This window comes from Maricaulis sp. ABE4_448 (assembly GCF_056160825.1).
This window is the reverse complement of the sequence record NZ_JBSWXX010000003.1, coordinates 257,010-276,141: the sequence shown is the minus strand read 5'-3', so window position 1 is coordinate 276,141 and position 19,132 is coordinate 257,010. Positions and strand designations below refer to the sequence as shown.

Genomic DNA, 19,132 nt, shown 5'->3' with positions numbered 1-19,132 from the left:
AACGCAGCCCGCACATTTCAACTCCCCCGCCCGCCGGTTTAAGCTGGTTTGCAAGCCAGTACAAAGCCGCCGTCCGGCGGCGCTCTTTTCGACCGCAACAGGCCCGATGGAAACCGAACCGCTCCTGATCCGTCATGATGGCGATATCGCCGAACTCGTGCTCAACCGTCCGGGCAAGCGCAACGCCTTTACCGAAGCGATGTGGGCCGGCCTGCCGGACCTGCTCGACACGCTGGCCGAGCGCTGCCGCGTGCTGATTGTGCGCGGCCAGGGCGATCATTTTGCCTCCGGCGCCGATATCTCCGAGTTCGAGGAGATCTACGCCACGCGCGAGCGCGGCGAGGCCTATTCGGCCAGCATCGCCCGCGCCCTCGATGCGCTGGCCGAGTTCCCCCATCCCACGGTCGCGATGATCCGCGGCTCCTGTATCGGCGGCGGCTGCGGCCTGGCCCTGGCCTGCGACCTGCGCTTTGCCGACGACACGGCGCGCATCGCCATCACGCCCGCCAAGATGGGGCTGCTCTACCCGTTCAACGACACCAAAAGGCTGGTCGATGCGGTCGGCGGATCGATGGCGAAGGACATGCTGTTTTCCGCGCGCCAGCTCGATGCGGCCGAGGCGGAGCACGTCGGCCTGCTGGACCGGAAATTCGAATCCGCGCGCCTGGAGCCGGAAACCCGCGCCTACTGCACGCGTCTTCTGGACATGTCGCCCCTGTCCGCCACATACACCAAGAAGATGATTTCACGCGTCCTGGAGGGTCAGGACCACGACACGGACGAAACCCGCGCCTGGTTCGCCAATGCCTTTACCAGTGCGGATTTCAAGGAGGGTTATCGTGCCTTCCTCGACAAGCGAAAACCGGACTTCTCGCAAGGAGGAGCCGACATCCACAAGGGGACGGACGAGCCATGAACGACAGACCCGCCATCAAGGCCAAGGATGCACCCGATCTGGCCGGTTTCGACTGGCAGGACCCGTTCCGCCTCGACGATCAGCTGACCGAGGAAGAACGCCTGGTCCGCGACGCGGCACACGCCTACGCCCAGGAAAAGCTGCAGCCGCGCGTGATCGAGGCTTTCCGCGAGGAAAAGACCGACCCGGCCATCTTCCGCGAAATGGGCGAACAGGGCCTTCTGGGCTGCACCCTGCCGGAAGAATATGGCGGTGCCGGTCTGGGCTATGTCGCCTACGGCCTGGTGGCCCGCGAGGTTGAGCGCGTCGATTCGGGCTATCGCTCGATGATGTCGGTCCAGTCCTCCCTGGTGATGTACCCGATCTATGCCTATGGCTCGGAAGAACAGCGCCAGAAATACCTGCCCAAGCTCGCTTCGGGCGAATGGATCGGCTGTTTCGGCCTGACCGAGCCGGATGCCGGGTCCGATCCGGCGGGCATGAAGACCCGGGCGGAAAAGACCGCCACCGGCTACCGCCTCACCGGGTCGAAGACCTGGATTTCCAACTCCCCGATCGCCGATGTTTTCGTCGTCTGGGCCAAATCGGAAGCCCATGACGGCAAGATCCGCGGCTTCGTGCTGGACAAGGGCATGAAGGGCCTCTCCGCGCCCAAGATCGGCGGCAAGATTTCCCTGCGCGCCTCGATCACCGGCGAGATCGTGATGGACGGCGTGGAAGTCGGCGAAGATGCGCTGCTGCCGCACGTCTCGGGCCTGAAAGGCCCGTTCGGCTGTCTCAACCGCGCCCGCTACGGCATTTCCTGGGGCGCCCTGGGCTCGGCGGAATTCTGCTGGCACGCGGCGCGCCAATACGGGCTGGACCGCAAACAGTTCAACCGTCCCCTCGCCCAGACCCAGCTCTACCAGAAAAAACTCGCCGACATGATGACCGAGATCTCGCTCGGCCTGCAGGCCAGCCTGCGCGTCGGCCGGCTGATGGACGAGGCCGCAGCGGCGCCGGAGATGATCTCCATCGTCAAACGCAATAATTGCGGCAAAGCGCTGGATATCGCCCGCATGTCCCGCGACATGCACGGCGGCAACGGGATTTCCGAGGAATACCAGGTGATCCGCCACATGGTGAACCTGGAGACCGTCAACACCTATGAAGGCGCCCACGACGTGCACGCCCTCATCCTCGGGCGCGCGCAAACCGGGCTTCAGGCGTTTTTCTGATCGCGTTTTTGCGGCTCGCACCAACAGGCTTTGACCGGGGACTGAGCCCTCAAACGAGGCCGGTCAGCTGCCGTTCGCGTGCGAGCCGCGATCGCGACTACGCAAATGCTGCAGGAGCAGATGCGCTGGGATGTACAGCAGCCGCACCTCGCACTTGATGCCCCGCTCCGGGCCCTTTAAACCGGCACGTGGAGAGGTGGCCGAGTGGTCGAAGGCGCTCCCCTGCTAAGGGAGTGTGCGTCAAAAGCGCACCGTGGGTTCGAATCCCATCCTCTCCGCCACTATCCTCACTGCAGATAGAAAACCGGAAGCCGGCACGGCGTTGTGTCGGCGTCTTGCCAAAACGGGGTGGACCGCGCGCGGGGCAGGCCGTCGGGATAATCTGCAACGTTTGCTGACAGGCTTTGCTGCAGCCAACGCCTGTCAGGCCGCTCCCTCAGCAGAACGCGCCGCCTGCCACCTGCAACCGGAATAATATATTCTGCATTTATCCGTCTTGGTTAACCTCTGAAGAATCGCTGGTCGCAATAATCGGAATCAAGACCGTGCAGAATTGAAGAGGCGATTGCCGATGCCGACGAGAACCGGAACCATGACAGGCGGGACACGGCTTCCCGGACAAGAACGCCGCGCCGAGCCGGGCCGCATCGGGCAGCGGCCTCCCGTCATGACGTCGATGACCGCTGGCGGCGCGACGCGCCTTTCGCCTGTTCACCCAAACCTTCCGGCCAAAGCATCATGAGCACAGCAAAGACCTCCGCCCCCGACACGGCAACCCTGCTACGTGCAATGGCACATACCGCCGAAGGGATTGCCACAATCGGGCCTGATGGGCGCTACACCTATGTCAGCCCGCGCTACGCTGAAATATCCGGCCGTACGCCGGAGGCGATGATCGGCGAGGCCTGGGAGACCACGGTATATCCCGAAGACGTGCCTGCGATGACCGCAGCATATGACGAGATGTGCCGCACCGGAGAGGCGAAGCGGGAGGCGCGCGGGGTCCGACCGGACAACAGTATCTTCTACAAGCAGGTTACCATCGTTGCCGACTACGGTGGCAATGGTGAGCTCACCGGCCATTTCTGCTTCATCAAGGACATCTCGGAGCGGCACGAAATAATCGAGCAACACCGCCGCAAGAGCGACTGGCTGGAACTGACGGAAAGCATCGGACGAATTGGTCACTGGTTTGTCGACCTCCAGAAGGAAACGGTCTACTGGTCGGACGAAGTCTACCGTATTCACGGACGGGACCGTCGCGACTACACGCCCACACTCGCGGAAGGCATCGACGCCTATCATCCCGAGGACCGCGAATACGTCGCGGCCTGTGTGCAGCGCGCAATTGACCACCAGGAAACATTCGCGTTCGAGCGCCGGATTGTCGCGCCGGATGGCTCAATCCGCTGGGTCGACTCCCGGGGCGAATGCCGGCTCGACGCAGATGGAGAGCCAGCCGCTATTTTCGGCATCTTCCGGGACATCACAGAAGAACGAATGTCGGACCTGTTCCGCGAGGATATCTGGCATCTCCTGATGGATACTGCACTCGCGCATGAGACAAAAATCCGGCAGGTGCTCGAGAAGACAACGGCCTATTTCGGGATGCAATTCGGTCTTCTCTCCGAAATCCGTGACAATGACTATATTGTGCGCCATGCGGCCTGCCCCAACGATGAAATCGCGCCAGACACACGCTTCGATCTTTCAAACACCTATTGCTGGCACGTACTCAACTCTGACGGCCCACAGGCTTTCCACCATGTGGCTCAGAGCGAGATCCGCAAGCATCCTTGCTACCAGGCGTTCGGTCTTGAGGCCTATATCGGCGTTCCCCTGCTCGTGAATGGCAAGCGCTTCGGCACACTCAATTTCTCCAGCCCGCAGCCCCGCCCCCGGGCGTTCAGCCGCCGTGATCGCGAGATCATCGAACTGGTTTCCAGCTGGCTGGGCAACGAGCTTGGCCGGCAGGCGGTACTCGCCGAGCTGCGCCTGAGTGAAGAACGGCTCGCCCTGGCCGTCTCCGGGTCCGGTGTCGGCATTTCGGACTGGCAGGACCTGTCCAAGGACGATCACATCTGGTCAGACCAGCACTACCGGCTGCTGGGCTATGAGCCGGGCGAAATACCCGCCTCGGCTTCGAACTTTCTGGAACGCATCCATCCCGACGACAAGGACGGCGTCACAGCAGTTATCCAGCGGCATCTTAAAACAGGTGCGCCCTACGAAAAGGAAGCCCGGCTTCGCGTCAAGGACGGTTCCTATCGCTGGTTCCTGGGAACAGGTCAGGCCGTTTGGGATGATGCCGGAAAGCCGGTGCGCTTTATCGGCACCATCCTTGATATTGACGATCGCAAGCGCGCAGAGACCATGAAATCGGAATTCGTCTCTACCGTGTCTCATGAATTGCGTACCCCGCTGACCTCGATCATGGGGGTGCTCGGATTGATACGCTCGGGCCGCTATGGGGACATGTCGGACAAGGCCCGGCAACTGCTCGCTATTGCCCAGAGCAGTGGCGACCGGCTGGTCAGGCTGATCAACGACCTCCTCGATATCGAGAAAGTCGAGTCAGGCAGGATCGAAATGACACCGCGCCAGCAGCCGGCTGCGCTCCTCGTCCAGCGGGCGGTCGATGAGTTCTGGTCAGATTCAGACCACAGGGGCATTTCGGTCGAGTTCATCGACGACAGTGAAATGGCGGACATCAATGCCGACTCCGACCGCTACATCCAGGTCCTGACCAACCTCTTGTCCAACGCCGCCAAATTTTCCCCGGACGGGGGCGTGGTAAGGCTGCGGGCTTTCCGTGCGAACCGTCTGGTCCATGTCACGGTGACAGATAGCGGCCCCGGTATCCCGGAGGACGAGTTCGAACGCATTTTCGACCGCTTCACACAGGTTGATTCCAGCGACACACGGGCCAAGGGCGGGACAGGTCTGGGCCTCGCGATTTCCAAGGCCATTATGAAGGCACACGACGGAAGCATTGCCGTCAGCAATAGTTCACAAGGGGGCGCCTGCTTCGAGATCACGGTTCCGGAGATCACCCGCAACCGGTCCGGCACTGCGCCCGGGCGTGGCAATTCATTATTGCCGCGGATTCTCCATGTCGAAGACGACCGGGATACGGCCAGTCTTGTACGCCACGCCTTCGCGGATGTCGCCAATGTCGAGATTGCCGGGTCACACCAGCATGCCGACATGCTGCTCACCCGCAAGCGCTATGATCTCGTACTGCTTGACCTGGAGCTCCCCGACAAGACTGGCCAGGACTTGCTGGAACACCTTGCTTCGACGCCGGGCAGGAAGCCGCCCGTCGTCATCTACTCGGTTCTGGATTTTGAACCGCGCGAAGACTGGCCTTTCGTGCGCGGTGCCTACGTCAAATCGAAAATCGGGCTGGACGAGCTGAAATCCCGCATCGTGCAGGAACTCGCGGCTTCTCCACGCCCGGGCCAAGCAATAGGAGGCCGCTCATGGCCGAACTGACCCGCATCGCGTGTGTCGAAGACGATCTCGACATCCAGGCCATTATCGAGCTGGCCCTCACGGATATCGGCGGGTTCGAAGTTGCGCTCTTCGACGACGGTCCTGCGGCATTGGCGGGACTGGCCGGCTTCGCGCCGCAGCTCGTGGTGCTCGACATGATGATGCCGGGAATGAACGGTTTGGAAGTTCTGGCCCGTATGCGGAGCGACGACACGCTGGCCGATCTCCCTGTGATCTTCATGACCGCCAAGGCGCAGGCACACGAGGTCGAGGAGTACAGGAATGCGGGCGCCCAGGCGACTCTCCTGAAACCCTTTGACCCGATCACTCTGCCGGACCAGATTCGAGATATCTGGAACGGGATCAACCACTAAGGGCCACTGGGTTCAATCGCGTTTCACGACCTTGGCGATTGCTTGGGCGATAATGTCCTGGGTGAAAGGTTTGATCAGGAAATGATCGACACCGCGGCGGATAACTTGCCGTACGTCCTTCACCCCGTTCCGCGATGTCAGGAAGATGATCCGTGTATTGCTGGAGAGATTCGTGGTCCCGGTACGGATCCGGGTCAGAAGCTCCAGCCCGTCCATCGGCTGCATCTGCCAGTCGGAGATCAGGATTGTCGGGTCGAAACTGTGGGCAACGCCCAGCGCCTCTTCTCCGGACCTGACAGTCTGGACTTCACCGATGCCGATATCGATCAGCAAGGCGCGCATGAGTGCACGGACGGCAGCGTCATCGTCGGCAAACAGGACCCGTTGTGACGCAAAGAGTTCCCTGTCAGTAACAACCGGAATCTCGTCGACAAAGTCGATATCATCGTCGCCACGACGCAGCAGGCGCGAATTCTCCACCCGGACGTGCCGCCGGAACCGAACGATGCTTTCCAGCTTCTCACAGATGTGAACCAGGCCAGCATCAAGCGATTCATCAGATTGAAGAAGTCGCTCAGCTTCCTTTTCGATCTGCATGAACTCGGAGCCCACAAAACCGAATCCCATGCAATGGGCGGCACCGGCCATCCTGTGCGCCTCCGCGGCAATCTGCTGCAGCTTGGCTCGGGCGGTTTCACTACCGCCACGTCCATTGCCATCCAGCAGTTGGGTCAAGGCGATCAACTGTCCCGGAAAGCGGTCGCAATAGCTTCGGACGACTTTTTCGGCAGCGCTGGATGGCATGAAGTTTCTCCGACGGGGCTGACGAGACAGTATCCGGACGGATGGTTAACGCGCGACATACGTGCTGACATAATCGGGCGCGCGGAAACTTACCCCGTCGCGGACAGGGGGAGACCGGGCCGGGATTGTGCCGAAAGCACGCCTGCCGCGATATCGCGCAAGCGATCGATGGGTGTTTCGCTTTTCAGCAGCGATTGCGCACCGCTTGGCAGGAATCGTGACGGGTACCGGTCGACCGAATAGATCAACAAGCGTTTTGCAGCGCGGACATCACCAAAAAAGGCCGGGACCAGGTCGTGCGCTCGCCCGTCCTCAAGGTGCAGGTCAAGCACAACGAGATCGGGCATATTGCCATCCGCCAGGTGTGCTTCCACTTCTCGCCGGGTGGTGGCAGAGGAGACCGTTCCGAGCTCGCCGAACGTGGCCTGCAAGAGCTCGAGAACCGCTGGATCATCATCAACCGCGAGAATGGATGGCCTTTCCACCGCAGCCGGGCTGGCCGTTTGTGCCATCGTGAGTGGCGCCGGAGCTCGACGGCCCGGGCGCCCTGCCAGCTGATAGCTGGACCACGCGAACAAGCCGAGTGCGCCTCCGGCCAGGAAACGTGGCAGCGATGCCCATGCGTGTGCGGCCTGGTAGTCACTGACAAGGACGAGTACGAGGCAAGCCACCGCCATACAGGCACAATAGGCCGACAAGGCGACCAGTTCGCGCCGCGCTGCCGCGTCGAGCTTGAGCGCGATAGCCGCAGCGATCATATAGCCCACCCCACCCGCGGCTATGAAGGTTTCCGGCATCAACAGCAACGCGCCGCTGGACGAGAGTCCCGTGGCACCGGCCCCGAACAAGGCCAGACTGCTGGCTCCCACAAAGCAGAGTATGAGCAGGCTGCCCATGACGGCGTTCGTCATGCGGATACGCCCGGCCGCCACGGCCAGCAAAGACATACTGCCGCCCAGTCCCAGTGACAGAGACAACAGCCACGCAGCGGATTGCTGGGTCACCGCCAGAGAATGGAAGGTCTGCAGCAGCCCGCCTGCAAGAGCAGCGACAAGCACCCAGCGCCGCCAGGCCCGGCGCTCTGTTGAACCGGACATCGCGTTCGTCAACAGCAGATTGAGAATGTAGAGATGCACGACAATGATGGCGAGTTCGATCACGGCTCCCGCCGAGATCGCCGGATTCCCGCCGATTCCCGTATCACCGCTTGAAAGCCACCCGTTCATGCCGATCCCGCTCGTTCTCAAATTCCAGCAAAGATTGTAGGCTGAGCCCGCACGTTTACCGTGGTAATTTCTGATGACAAATCGGTATCGGTTACGCAAGCAAGCGCGATGGCGCCGCAGCGATCAAATCCCGACGCCCCTGCCTGCCGGCGATCGCCATCGCTCAGAAAAACCGGACCCTGGCGGCTACTCCGTCCGGGGCATACAGCCCACCCGGGACGAGACCTGACAAGACCGGTTATGGCCATTCATCTGCACGCGCTGAACTATCTGCACTCCAGCAACAGCACCGAGAACAGGTCGCTCGCATCACGGTAATCCTTGCTGATGCGCCACGCGCTGGCGGCCAGGAGGTTTTCGATCTGCGCCTTGTCGAACTTGCGGGAGTTTTCCGTGTGGATCGTTTCGCCAGCGGCGAAGTCGATGCGCTTGCCGCCGACCGTCACGCTCTGTTCGGCAAGGCTGACCAGATGCATTTCAATCCGGCTGTCCGCCTCGTTCCAGCGCGCCTCGTGACGGAAGGCGTCGAGGTTGAAATCGGCGCCCAGCTCGCGATTGATCCGCACGAGAAGATTGCGGTTGAAGTCCGCTGTCACGCCCTGGGCGTCGTCATAGGCGGGGATCAGGATGTCCGGACTCTTCTTCAAATCGACGCCAAGCACCAGAAGCCCGTCCGGTCCCAGCTCATCGGCGGCACCGGCAAGGAAGGTCGCGATATCGGCATCGTCGAGATTGCCGATGGTGGAACCGGGAAAGAAGCCGACCCGGCGCGCCCGCGGATCGATGTCGGGCAGTGGCGGCGGGACCAGGAAATTGCCGACGACGGGATGGATGGGCAGATCCGGGTAATCCTGCTGCAGAAGCGGTTTGGTCTTGGCCAGCATGTCGTCGGACACGTCGATCGGCACATAGCCGGCCGGCGCTTCCAGGGCGTCGAGCAGGATCCGCGTCTTCACCGACGCACCGGCGCCGTACTCCACCAGAACAGCCCCGGCCCCGATCCGCCGCGACAGGTCCGGCGCCGCTTCGGTCAGGATCGCTCTCTCGGTGCGCGTGGGATAATATTCCGGCAGCACCGTGATGTCCTCGAACAGGTCCGAACCACGCGCATCGTAGAGCAGGCGCGAGGGCAGCGTTTTCTGGCGGCCGGAAAGGCCTTCGAGAACATCGTCCAGCATGATTTCTCCGCTTGGGGTGATCTGGGTGGATAGAGAAGACAGGATGGCCCGCCGCGTCAGCCTGTGTCGCGCGCCAGCCGCAGCCCCGCGAACTGCCAGCGTTTCGCCGGGTGAAAGAAATTGCGGTAGCCGGCACGCGCATGGCCCTCGGCGGTGGCGCAGGAGGCACCACGCAGCACCATCGTGCCGCTCATGAATTTGCCATTGTATTCGCCGATCGCGCCATCCGGCGGGCGATAGCCGGGATAGGCCGCAAAGGCGCTGGACGTCCATTCCCAGACATCGGTGTAAAGCCCGTGCAGCATGCCCTGTCCCGCCGTCCGGGCCGCATGCTCCCATTCCTGCTCGGTCGGCAGGCGCGCCCCGGCCCAGCGGGCAAAGGCGTCGGCCTCATAGTGGGAGACATGACAGACCGGCGCATCGGGATCGACCGGCTGCGCCCCGCGCAGGGTCATCGTGTGCCAGCCATCCGGCGTGAAGAACCAGTAGAGCGGCGCCTGCCAGCTCCCGGCCTGGCATTCCGCAAAACCGTCCGACATCCAGAAAGCCGGGCGCGCATAGCCGCCATCGGCCATGAATTCGAGCCATTCGCGATTGGTCACGACGCGGCTGGCCAGTTCGAACGGGTAGAGCCTTGCCTCGTGTACCGGGCCTTCGCAATCATAGTGAAACCTGTCCGGATCGCTGCCGATGGCGGCCAGCCCGCCCTCGAAAGCCATCCAGTCCGCCTCACCCGCGACGGGCAGAGGTTGCGGTGCGTCCGCGTCATAAGCCGGCTTCAGCGGGTTCTGGGCAAACAGGTGGAGGATGTCTGTCAGGAAAAGTTCCTGATGCTGTTCCTCATGAGCCAGGCCCAGTTCCAGCATGGCAAGCGCACGCGCATTGCCAGCCGAGAGCAGCGCGTGCATGTGACGGTCAACATGCTGGCGATACGCGAGCACAGCCTCCAGCGCCGGCCGGGTCAGCATGCCGCGATGCGGCCGGGCATGCCGGTCGCCGACGGCGTCGTAATAGGAATTGAACAGGAAGGCATAGTCCGCGTTGAACCGCGCAGTCTCGCCACGCTCCGGGGCGATCACGAATTCCTCGAAGAACCAGCTTGTATGCGCCAGATGCCATTTGGCCGGACTGGCATCGGGCATCGACTGGACCGTCGCATCGGCATCGCTCAACGGCGCGGCAAGGGCGACGGTCCGGCCGCGCACACGGGCGAACCGGTCAACCGCGCTGACGGCTCTTGAAAAACGGGCCGGTTCACCGGTCTCGCCACCACCTGGCCGCAGAGCCTGGATACGGTCTTCGATCGTCTCGGAGATGTCGTGTGCCATCGCCTGCTCCGTCGCGCTCGTTGCGTCCGCATAGCGGAGCGCCGGAGGGATATCCACCCCCTTGCAGGCCGCGATGCCGGGATCGGTCTACACAAACAGGTGAGGTCGCAGCATGCAACCGCAACCTCCCGCAAACCGGGCCTTGTCCGGCCTATCCGTTCACAACGGTGTCAGGAGGTTCGGGTTCCGCGTCCACCGCACGGCAGCGTCGCGCCCGCCCTTGAACGCCGTTAAACAGAGGGGATGAGCACGCACGACACATTCGAGATTTTTCTGGCGACGGCGCCCGGCCTGGAAACCGCCCTCGCGGCCGAACTGGACGTTTGCGGCTTCACAGGGGCCATGGCTTCACCGGGCGGTGTCATCCTGCAGGGCGGGTGGCCGGATGTCTGGCGGGCCAATCTGATGGTGCGCGGCGCCAGCCGCATCCTGGCCCGCATCGGGGCCTTCCGGGTCGTCCACCTGTCGCAGCTGGACAAGCTGTCGCGCAAGTTCGACTGGGGCCAGATCCTGCGCAAGGACGTGCCAGTGCGTGTCGAGGCCAGCTGCCGCCGTTCGAAAATCTATCATGCAGGCGCCGCGGCCCAGCGCGTCGAGACCGCGCTGCGCGAAAGCTTTGGCGTGACGGTCGAGGAAACCGCGCCGGTCTGCGTGCGGGTGCGCATCGAGGACAATGTCTGCACGCTCAGCGTCGACACGTCCGGCGAGCTCCTGCACCGCCGCGGCCAGAAAGAAGCCGTCGCCAAGGCACCGATGCGCGAGACCCTGGCTGCGCTTTTCCTGCGCCAATGCGGCTATGACGGCCACGAACCCGTGCTTGATCCGATGTGCGGCTCGGGAACCTTCGTGATCGAGGCCGCCGAGATCGCGGCCGGTCTGCCGGCCGGGCGTTCGCGCGACTTTGCCTTCGAGAAACTGGCCACGTTCGACCCAACCGCGTGGGACGCAATGAAATCGCAGGCGCTGGCGGCGGCTTCCTCTCCCGGAGCCTTGCGCTTTTCCGGCTCCGACCGCGATGCCGGTGCGATCCGCATGGCCACGGCCAATGCGGCCCGGGCCAGTGTCGAGGACTGGACCAGCTTCACGCAATGCCCGGTCGCAGACTTGCAGCGCCCGGACGGACCACCCGGACTGGTGATCGTCAATCCGCCCTATGGTGGCCGGATCGGCAAGAAAGCCGCCCTGGTGACCCTGCACGGCACGCTCGGCCAAGTCCTGCGCAGCCGGTTTTCCGGCTGGCGGGTCGGGCTGATCACGACAGATCCGGCGTTGGCCCGCGCCACGCGGCTCCCCTTCGCAGCGCCCGGCCGGCCTGTGGATCATGGCGGGTTGAAGGTCCGCCTCTACGCGACCGGCACGCTTAAATAGTCATCACATCTTCCCTACCCCCGGGCTTGGCGGATATTCTCCGGCAAAATGGGAGGGGCGCATGCGCTTTGTCATCATCATTGCGGTCATACTGGCCGCCATTCTTGGCCTGGCCGCCTGGGGGCCTGGTTCGCTCAATGCCATGCATTTCGAGCCGCCTCTGCCCGATCCGGCTCTCGCGGCCCGGTTCGAGACAGAGACGGCGCCCCTGCGCCAGGAACGCGAGGACCTGCATGGCGCCGAAGATCTGGAACCCGGACCGGACGGCCGCCTCTATGCCAGTCTCGCCGACGGGCGGATCATGGCACGCAGTCCTTCCGGCGACTGGGAAATGGTGGCTGAAACGGGTGGGCGTCCGCTCGGCCTCGCCTTCGGGCCCGACGGCACCCTGTTCGTCGCCGATGCGCGGCTGGGCCTGCTGCGTCAGACGGAAGGCGGCTGGCAGACCTGGCTGGCACCCGCACCGGACGGTCCGCTTGTCTTTCCCGACGATCTCACCGTGCTGGAAGACGGGCGGATCGTGATGACCGACGCCTCGCTGCGTCACGGCTATGGCGATCACATGGCGTCCTTCCTCGAGGGCGACCAGACCGGCCGGGTCCTGCTGGTCACCGGGTCCGGTGCCTATGAGGAACTCGCCGCCGGCCTCGGCTTCATCAATGGCGCCGACCATGACCCCGAGACCGGCCTCGTCTATCTCAACGAGACCTGGGCCGGCCGCATCTGGCAACTCGATCCGGAGACCGGCGAGATGTCGGTCCTGATCGAGGGCCTGCCGGGCTATCCGGACAATCTCGAATTCGACCCGGAGAGCGGGCTGATCTGGGCGGCCATGCCCTCGTCGCGCGCGATGGATCTGGAAGCGCTGCATCCGCGCCCCTTCGTCAAACGGCTGGCCTGGCGCTGGATCCAGCTGGCCGGCCCGCCACCCCTGCCCGCGCGTCCGCCGATGACGATTGCGGTCGATACAGACGGACGCCCTGCACTGGCCCTGCGCGGTCCGGACGATGGCGCCGACGGCGTCACGACCGCGCTTGTCTGGAATGAAGAACTCTGGACGGCAGGTCTCGCGCGCGACGGGATCACGGTATTTCCGGTGCCGGGCGGCGACGAGTAGCGGCTTCTGGCAGACAGGCCCGGCTTTCGGTGCTACCCCGGATGCAAAGAGACATTCGGGGAAAGCCATGACACTGACACTTCGGCCGGTTCTGCCGGTCCTGATCGCAGCGGCGCTGTTTGCCTGCAGCCCGGCACCGGACACCGAGACCGCCACCTCAGAGGCCGCCGGAGCCGCCGCACAGGCCGCCGAGGCGACCCGCTTCACCGTGATGGTCGGCGGAACGGCGATCGGCGCGCTGGACGTCACCCCGTCGGGCGACAGCTATTCGCTGGACTATGAGTATCGCAATAATGGCCGCGGACCGACGCTGGCCGAAGAGATCACGCTGGACGGCGCGGGCATGCCGCTGAACTGGACGATCGAGGGCGCCACGACCTTCGGCAATCCGGTCGAGGAAAGCTTCGAATATGCCGACAGCGAGGCCCGCTGGACCGACACGACCGGGTCCGACCAGGCGATCCCGGCGGAACCGGCCTTCTACGTGCCCCAGAATGCCAGCCCCTACTGGCTCGCCATTGCTGCCCGCGCCCTGATGGACAGCGAGGACATGTCGCTGCCGGCCATCCCCGGCGGCACGCTGCGCCTAGCCGAGATGGAAACGCTGGACGTCTCCGACGGCACGGATACGCGCACAGTCACCAGCTATGCCCTGTCGGGCACCTCGCTCGACCCGACCTATTTCCTGATGGATGGCCGGGCCTTTTTCGGCGTCATAAGCCCGCGTTTCTCGGTGCTCGCCGAAGGCTTTGAAGGCGAGGACGAGCGCCTGCGCCAACGCGCCACCCGCTACGGCGCCCAGCGCTATGAGGATATGCAGTCGCGCTATGCCCACAATTACGGTGCGCCGGTACGCATCCGGAATGTGCGGGTCTTCGACTCAGTGAACGCCACTCTGGGTGAGCCGGTCTCCGTCGTGGTTGTCGACGACACGATTGCCGCCATCGAACCGCTCGACGCCGAGCCGGTCGACGGCGAAGTGATCATTGACGGCAATGGCGGCACGCTGGTGCCCGGCCTGTTCGAGATGCACGGTCATGTCGGCGAGGACGACGCCATCCTCAACATCGCCGCCGGCGTGACCACGATCCGCGACATGGGCAATGACAATGAAGTCCTGGGCGCACTCATCGAGCGTATCCGCAACGGCGAGATCGCGGGACCGCGCATCTTCCGTTCCGGCTTCATCGAAGGCCGCAGCCAGTACAATTCCAACAATGGCATCATCGTCGAGAGCGAGGCAGAAGCTGTCGCCGCCGTCGAGACCTATGCCGAGGCCGGTGATTTCATCCAGATCAAGATCTACAACTCCATCAATCCGGACTGGGTGCCGGCGATGATCGAGACGGCACATGCCAACGGGATGCGCGTGTCGGGCCACGTTCCGGCCTTCACCAATGCCGATGCCATGATCGCGGCCGGCTATGACGAGCTGACCCATATCAACCAGCTCATGCTGGGCTGGGTACTGGAAGATGGTGAGGACACCCGCACCCTGCTGCGCCTGACGGCCCTGCGCCGCCTGCCTGCCCTCGATCTTCAGAGCGCGCCGGTCCAGTCGACGCTGGATGCGATGGCGCAGCGCGGTGTAGCGATTGACCCCACCCTGGCTATCCATGAAGCCCTGCTGCTGTCGCGCAATGGCCAGGTCTCGCCGGGAACGATGGACTATGTCGACCACATGCCGGTCGACTTCCAGCGCGCCGCCCGCAGCGCCTGGGCCGACATCGCCACGCCCGAGGACGACGCCAATTATTCCGGCGCCTTCGACCAGGTCCAGGACACCATCCGCATGATGCACGAGCGCGGCATCTTCATGGTCCCCGGCACCGATCTGGGTGGCGCCTTCGCCTATCATCGAGAGCTGGAACTCTATCAGGCAACCGGTATGAGCCCGGCCGAAATCCTCGCCTGGGCCAGCCATGGCATGGCCGACTATCTCGGCGTTGCCGACCGGTTCGGCGCGATCGCGCCGGGCATGCGGGCCGACTTCTTCCTGGTGCCTGGAAATCCGGCCGAAAACCTCGCCGACATCAAGACGATCTCGCTCGTTTCGTCCGATGGCACCTTCTACTACCCGACCGAAATCTATCCGGAATTCGGCATAGAACCCTTTACCGAACTGCCCGGCGTGGCCGTTCCGAACTGATCCGGACTTCGAGGCCTCTTCCCGCGTCGGGGAGAGGCCTCCGCGGTCACCAACTCGTCAGCAACAGCCTGCAACCTGCAGTACGCGGGAACGCTCACCCTATATCTGCGTTACATGCTCAGGAGGACGTAGATGGCGAAGCTGGCACTGGTGATCAACCGGACCTCGGGACGTTTTGTCCGCGGCGACAGCGATGCACTGGCTGACGAGCTGACGTCGCACCCCTCGATCGACACGGTCTGGGAGTTCGGCGAGGACGATGTCGAGGCGAATGTCCGTGGTGCAGACGCGAAGGGCTATGACGGTATCGCCATCGCGGGCGGCGACGGCACAATCCAGGCTGTCGCCTGCATGGCGCACCGCAATGACGCGAAATGCCCGCTGCTGCCGCTGCCGCTGGGCACGGCCAACATGCTGGTTCACCGGCTCTATGGCAGCCGCAGCGCCAACGAAATGCTGGACACAGTCGACGACACGCAGGTCAAGCCGTTCCGGCCGGGGCTGGCCGGCGACGAGATCTTTTTGGTCGCGGCCGCGCTCGGATTCCCGTCAACGGTTGCCCGGGCCCGCGAAATGGTGCGCGAAGCGGACGGCGTTCCGTCCCTGCCGTCCCTGTCACGCCGGATCGCGGCGGCCGCCCGTCACGCTTTCCGGCCCCGCATCCGCTACTGTCTGGACGGGGACGACCGCGACCGCAAACGGGCGAGCGGCATCTATATCGACCTGGACGGTGAAGCCGGAGACATGGCCTATGTGGCCGTTCACTGGCGCCATATCGGCGATGTCGCCTGGGCCGGCCTGACCCTGCTGACCGACATTCATGACGGCGAACGCCCCGGCGTCAGCGGCCGGACAGAACGCCTTGAAGCCCGGTCGCGCAAACCGCTGGCCCTGATGCTGGACGGTGAACCGGTCTTCATGCCGAGAACCCTCACCATCTCCCGCTCCGACACCCCTATCCGCTTCCTGAACTGGACAGAATGACCCAGCTTTTCCAGATCGCCGACCTTCATTTCGGCGCCGAGGACCGCGCCCTGGTCGACGCCTTTGTCGACCTTTGCAATACCGCACGCCCGGATGCCGTGATCGCCGCCGGCGATTTCACCCAGGGCGGCCGCAAGAAGGAATTCGACGCCGCGGCCCGGTTTCTCGGCCGGCTCGAGGCTCCGGTTGTCGGCATTCCCGGCAATCATGATGTGCCCTCGCGCGCGCTGCACCGGCGCTTCACCACACCCTGGCGGCGCTATGAACGCTCGGTGGGCCGGCACATGACATCCAGCCTGCAAAACGGGGCGCTGCACATTGAAGGTCTGCGCACGGCGCGGCGGGCACAATGGCAGCCGGACTGGTCTCTGGGCCGTATCGGCCGGCCCAGCCTGGGCCGCGCGCTCGACCTGCTGGCAGAGCGCGATGCCGATATCCGCATTCTCACCTGCCATCACCCTATCCTGGCACCGGGTGGAAACCGGGGCCGGGCCCGGACGGCGCGGGCGGGCACGTCGGTCTCCACGATTGCCGAACACTGCGACCTGGTGCTGACCGGCCATCTGCATGAGACTTTCGCCCTGTCCGCCGAGGGGCCGTCGCACACCTGCTGGTTCATCGGCGCGGGCACGACATTCTCGCGCCGCACGCGCGGCGAGCCGGCCGGCTTCAACGTGCTCGACATCTCCGCTGACACGATCCGCGTCACGCACCATATCGCAGATGAGGACCGGCCGGCCTTTAGTGTCCGGGACAGCCGGGTCCTGCCCCGGCGTGACGGTCAGTACTGACCGATCTGCATCGCGGCACGCACCAGCTGGGCCGTCGAATTCAACCCGAGTTTGGCCATGATATTCTCGCGGTGCTTGCGCACGGTCGAAACGCGAACGTCGAGATTCTCCGCAATCGCGTCGACCGAATGCCCGCGCGCGATCTCGCGCAGCACGTCCCGCTCGCGCACCGTCAGGCTGCCAGCCTTGAGCACCCCGCCCTCCTCTTCAGCTGCCTCGGGCTGATGTTTCAGGGGCCGCTGCGGCGGCGTTTCGGCCACGGCCTCGATCGCGGCCAACAGGCTGTCCCGCCCCGCTTCCTTGTGCATGAAACCGTCCGCGACGGCGGCCAGAGCCGCGCGCTCGCGCTCGTCCATGTGAGATCCCGTCAGCAGCAGAAAGCGCGTATCCGAACCGGCCTCGCGCACGCGCTCGATCACCTCCAGCCCGGTCATGTCCGGCAGGGCGAAGTCGATCACGGCGATATCGGGTTGCTGACCCAGAACAAGGGCAATGGCACTCTCGCCGTCCTCGGCAGAGCCGGCGAGCTCATAACCCGCCTGCATGGCGACCGTGCCGCCGACCGCTTCGCGCACGATGGCGTGGTCATCGATCACGACCACCCGCCTGGTTTTTTCCGCCTTGGTCATGGTGTTGACCTGTATCCCCGCTTGCCAGCCCGCGCCACCGACCGGTAAACATTTACCCGAGGGGAAAGTCTACACCGATAGCGTCTGGAAAAATATGGATTATCCGCAGATTCGCCGGATCGACGGACGTTTTTCAGACGCCGCGCTCGAACAGGCCTTCCTGGGCGAAAGCTGGAGTGGAATCCGGTTGCAGGCCGGCATCACCCTGGTCGCGTTCTCGATCGCCTGGCTGATCTCGACCAGCATCGATCTGTCCTATCTGCAGGGCACAGACCATTTTGTAACGACAATCACCGGCCGTATCACGGCCGGCCTCCTCGGTATCATCATCGGCGGATGGATGCTGGTCGCCGCGCCGGGCAACCCGCAAGGCTGGGCCGGACGCCTTGTGTTCGCCTGGGTCATTACATCGACAATTGCCGCAGCCCTCGTTGCCTGTGCCTACCCCGCTGTGGAAGCGACACCGGACGGGATTGCCGACGTGCTGGTTTTCACCAGCTTCTGGATGTCACTGCACATCATCATTCTCGGCGTCGCACTCGCCAACTTTCCCTGGGCCGTCATGATCTCGGCGACGGGGTATGCCGTGAGCTATCTGACTCTCACCATCATGTGGTGGGATGCGGCGGAACACCCGATGCTGGGACAATCGGTGATGATGGTGTCGTGCTGTACTTTCGGCTGGGTGATGGCAATCATGCTGTCAATCCGCGCACGGCGGCGTTTCTTCATCATGCGGCGCTATGAGGAGGCCAAGGAGGCCGCCGAACGGGCACACGAATTCACCACTTTCCTGCTGGCCGCGACCGGTCATGACATCCGCCAGCCGGTCTTCGCGCTCGACCTCAATGCGGCCCGCCTGACCGAGCTCCTCGAGCGTGGTGACACGGCGGCCGCCCTCGATGTCAGCCGCAGCCAGCAAATGGTGACGCGCAATGTCTCGCGCATGATCTCCTCGATCCTGGAAGTGGCCCATCTGGATGCGCGCAAGCGCTCGGTCAGCCCCGACCGCCTCCCCGTCTCCCGGCTGGCCGGAACAATGGTCTCGGCCTTCGGCGAGATTGCCTCGAACAAGGCGATTGCACTGACCACCGCCCGCTCGAGCGCCCATATCTACGCCGACCCGGGCATTGTCGAACACATCCTGGCCAATCTGGTGTCCAATGCCATCGCCCATTCCGGCGGCGACCGGATCGTGATCGGTGCACGCCGCCGCGGGCGAAACGTCGACCTCATTGTCGCCGACAATGGCAAGGGTCTGCCCGCGGGGGACACCGAACTCGCCGCGCGCAGCGCGCCGCCGGCTGCGGACGAGAAGGGTAACGCAAAGCGCTCCGGCCTGGGGCTGGAAATCATTTTTCGCCTCGCCGAGCATGGCGACCTGAAGCTGCGTGTGGCATCGCGCTCGGGGCATGGCGTGATGGCCATGCTGACCTGTCCGGCCCGGGCGCCGGGCAAGCGCACCGAGAGCTAAAATTTCCAAATATTGTCAAGAAATTGATAGCGTGTTCGACAATCGTCGAATTCTACCGATGCGCGTACGGGTCTAAGCATCC

15 protein-coding genes and 1 tRNA gene are annotated in these 19,132 nt (G+C 63.8%); 11 read left to right on the top strand and 5 right to left on the bottom strand.

What is annotated here, in order from left to right; translation table 11 throughout:
* The first annotated feature begins 106 nt into the window (after positions 1-106).
* The 5 genes from ACXAJV_RS10420 (at position 107) to ACXAJV_RS10400 (ending at position 6,002) form a co-directional block, all read left to right on the top strand.
* A complete protein-coding gene (locus tag ACXAJV_RS10420) occupies positions 107-916 on the top strand; it encodes an enoyl-CoA hydratase/isomerase family protein (protein WP_475085046.1) in 810 nt (269 codons plus the stop codon).
* A complete protein-coding gene (locus ACXAJV_RS10415) occupies positions 913-2,133 on the top strand; it encodes an acyl-CoA dehydrogenase (protein WP_475085044.1) in 1,221 nt (406 codons plus the stop codon). The genes ACXAJV_RS10420 and ACXAJV_RS10415 overlap by 4 nt, the downstream gene beginning before the upstream one ends.
* A 190-nt stretch (positions 2,134-2,323) precedes the next feature.
* Positions 2,324-2,414: transfer RNA gene (locus tag ACXAJV_RS10410), tRNA-Ser, on the top strand.
* A 457-nt stretch (positions 2,415-2,871) separates the two neighbouring features.
* Positions 2,872-5,628: a PAS domain-containing protein gene (locus ACXAJV_RS10405; protein ID WP_475085042.1), complete on the top strand. Its 2,757-nt coding sequence runs from the start codon at positions 2,872-2,874 to the stop codon at positions 5,626-5,628.
* Entirely contained in the window at positions 5,616-6,002 is a 387-nt protein-coding gene (locus ACXAJV_RS10400) for a response regulator (protein ID WP_475085039.1), read from the top strand. Before ACXAJV_RS10405 ends, ACXAJV_RS10400 begins: the two co-directional genes overlap by 13 nt.
* Positions 6,003-6,014: 12 nt before the next feature.
* Here ACXAJV_RS10400 and ACXAJV_RS10395 read toward each other — a convergent pair whose 3' ends face one another.
* The 4 genes from ACXAJV_RS10395 to egtB form a co-directional block, all read right to left on the bottom strand.
* Entirely contained in the window at positions 6,015-6,806 is a 792-nt protein-coding gene (locus ACXAJV_RS10395; RefSeq protein WP_475085036.1) for a response regulator, read from the bottom strand.
* An 89-nt stretch (positions 6,807-6,895) separates the two neighbouring features.
* Positions 6,896-8,032, bottom strand: a complete 1,137-nt coding sequence (locus ACXAJV_RS10390) for a hypothetical protein (protein WP_475085033.1) — start codon at positions 8,030-8,032, stop codon at positions 6,896-6,898.
* Positions 8,033-8,298: 266 nt separating this feature from the next.
* On the bottom strand, positions 8,299-9,210 hold the full coding sequence (egtD, locus tag ACXAJV_RS10385; RefSeq protein ID WP_475085030.1) for an L-histidine N(alpha)-methyltransferase: 912 nt from the start codon (positions 9,208-9,210) through the stop codon (positions 8,299-8,301).
* A 56-nt stretch (positions 9,211-9,266) separates the two neighbouring features.
* Positions 9,267-10,538, bottom strand: a complete 1,272-nt coding sequence (egtB, locus tag ACXAJV_RS10380) for an ergothioneine biosynthesis protein EgtB (RefSeq protein WP_475085029.1) — start codon at positions 10,536-10,538, stop codon at positions 9,267-9,269.
* Between the two features lie 243 nt (positions 10,539-10,781).
* Here egtB and ACXAJV_RS10375 point away from each other — a divergent pair, with 243 nt between their 5' ends.
* The 5 genes from ACXAJV_RS10375 to ACXAJV_RS10355 all read left to right on the top strand — a co-directional run bounded on the left by ACXAJV_RS10375 (position 10,782) and on the right by ACXAJV_RS10355 (position 16,947).
* Positions 10,782-11,906, top strand: coding sequence for a THUMP domain-containing class I SAM-dependent RNA methyltransferase (locus ACXAJV_RS10375; protein ID WP_475085027.1), 1,125 nt, complete (start codon positions 10,782-10,784; stop codon positions 11,904-11,906).
* A gap of 61 nt (positions 11,907-11,967) precedes the next feature.
* The gene (locus ACXAJV_RS10370; RefSeq protein WP_475085025.1) at positions 11,968-13,023 is read left to right on the top strand and encodes an SMP-30/gluconolactonase/LRE family protein; all 1,056 of its coding nucleotides are present in this window, start codon (positions 11,968-11,970) and stop codon (positions 13,021-13,023) included.
* A gap of 67 nt (positions 13,024-13,090) precedes the next feature.
* Complete coding sequence (locus tag ACXAJV_RS10365; protein WP_475085022.1) at positions 13,091-15,172, top strand: amidohydrolase family protein; 2,082 nt, start codon at positions 13,091-13,093, stop codon at positions 15,170-15,172.
* Positions 15,173-15,304: 132 nt separating this feature from the next.
* A complete protein-coding gene (locus ACXAJV_RS10360) occupies positions 15,305-16,156 on the top strand; it encodes a diacylglycerol/lipid kinase family protein (protein ID WP_475085019.1) in 852 nt (283 codons plus the stop codon).
* Positions 16,153-16,947 (top strand): metallophosphoesterase family protein, encoded by a 795-nt coding sequence (locus ACXAJV_RS10355; RefSeq protein WP_475085017.1) that lies wholly within the window; start codon positions 16,153-16,155, stop codon positions 16,945-16,947. Before ACXAJV_RS10360 ends, ACXAJV_RS10355 begins: the two co-directional genes overlap by 4 nt.
* Here the strand turns inward: ACXAJV_RS10355 and ACXAJV_RS10350 are convergent.
* Entirely contained in the window at positions 16,938-17,576 is a 639-nt protein-coding gene (locus ACXAJV_RS10350; RefSeq protein ID WP_475085014.1) for a response regulator, read from the bottom strand. The genes ACXAJV_RS10355 and ACXAJV_RS10350 overlap by 10 nt on opposite strands.
* A gap of 94 nt (positions 17,577-17,670) precedes the next feature.
* Here ACXAJV_RS10350 and ACXAJV_RS10345 point away from each other — a divergent pair, with 94 nt between their 5' ends.
* Positions 17,671-19,050: a sensor histidine kinase gene (locus tag ACXAJV_RS10345; protein WP_475085012.1), complete on the top strand. Its 1,380-nt coding sequence runs from the start codon at positions 17,671-17,673 to the stop codon at positions 19,048-19,050.
* Positions 19,051-19,132 lie beyond the last annotated feature (82 nt).

Bases quoted from the DNA above. Each gene is read 5' to 3' on its own strand.
- ACXAJV_RS10350 (WP_475085014.1), bottom strand. From the start codon at position 17,576: ATGACCAAGGCGGAAAAAACCAGGCGGGTGGTCGTGATCGATGACCAC.
- ACXAJV_RS10370 (WP_475085025.1), top strand. From the start codon at position 11,968: ATGCGCTTTGTCATCATCATTGCGGTCATACTGGCCGCCATTCTTGGC.
- ACXAJV_RS10390 (WP_475085033.1), bottom strand. From the start codon at position 8,032: ATGAACGGGTGGCTTTCAAGCGGTGATACGGGAATCGGCGGGAATCCG.
- ACXAJV_RS10400 (WP_475085039.1), top strand. From the start codon at position 5,616: ATGGCCGAACTGACCCGCATCGCGTGTGTCGAAGACGATCTCGACATC.
- ACXAJV_RS10375 (WP_475085027.1), top strand. From the start codon at position 10,782: ATGAGCACGCACGACACATTCGAGATTTTTCTGGCGACGGCGCCCGGC.
- egtD (WP_475085030.1), bottom strand. From the start codon at position 9,210: ATGCTGGACGATGTTCTCGAAGGCCTTTCCGGCCGCCAGAAAACGCTG.
- ACXAJV_RS10420 (WP_475085046.1), top strand. From the start codon at position 107: ATGGAAACCGAACCGCTCCTGATCCGTCATGATGGCGATATCGCCGAA.
- ACXAJV_RS10360 (WP_475085019.1), top strand. From the start codon at position 15,305: ATGGCGAAGCTGGCACTGGTGATCAACCGGACCTCGGGACGTTTTGTC.
- ACXAJV_RS10355 (WP_475085017.1), top strand. From the start codon at position 16,153: ATGACCCAGCTTTTCCAGATCGCCGACCTTCATTTCGGCGCCGAGGAC.
- ACXAJV_RS10415 (WP_475085044.1), top strand. From the start codon at position 913: ATGAACGACAGACCCGCCATCAAGGCCAAGGATGCACCCGATCTGGCC.
- ACXAJV_RS10405 (WP_475085042.1), top strand. From the start codon at position 2,872: ATGAGCACAGCAAAGACCTCCGCCCCCGACACGGCAACCCTGCTACGT.
- ACXAJV_RS10395 (WP_475085036.1), bottom strand. From the start codon at position 6,806: ATGCCATCCAGCGCTGCCGAAAAAGTCGTCCGAAGCTATTGCGACCGC.
- ACXAJV_RS10345 (WP_475085012.1), top strand. From the start codon at position 17,671: ATGGATTATCCGCAGATTCGCCGGATCGACGGACGTTTTTCAGACGCC.
- egtB (WP_475085029.1), bottom strand. From the start codon at position 10,538: ATGGCACACGACATCTCCGAGACGATCGAAGACCGTATCCAGGCTCTG.
- ACXAJV_RS10365 (WP_475085022.1), top strand. From the start codon at position 13,091: ATGACACTGACACTTCGGCCGGTTCTGCCGGTCCTGATCGCAGCGGCG.